At 43.1% G+C, this 209-nt stretch carries 1 pseudogene; it reads left to right on the top strand.

Annotated features, from left to right (window positions below):
• Positions 1–178, top strand: a pseudogene (locus QOS01_RS10565) (IS30 family transposase); the annotation flags it as partial.
• Between the last annotated feature and the right edge of the window lie 31 nt (positions 179–209).

The raw sequence follows: 209 nt of genomic DNA, 5'->3' as shown, positions 1-209 counted from the left end.
CGGTAGTAATGAGAACCGTAACCGAGTTTTGCGACGATTTATTCCCAAGGGACAAGCTATTGAAGAGCTGAGCGATCGCCAGCTGGTTCAAATCAATTGGTATCTGAATTCCCGGCCACTTAAATGTCTTAACTGGCGCACACCAATCGAGATCTTCCTGCTTAATTTACGTCATTAAATTCGTTCAAGTTATTTCTTGCAATCTGCCA

The organism is Limosilactobacillus avium (assembly GCF_947381485.1).
GTDB lineage: Bacteria > Bacillota > Bacilli > Lactobacillales > Lactobacillaceae > Limosilactobacillus > Limosilactobacillus avium.
Note: the sequence above shows the minus strand (reverse complement) of the source record. Positions and strands in the feature narration are given on the sequence as shown.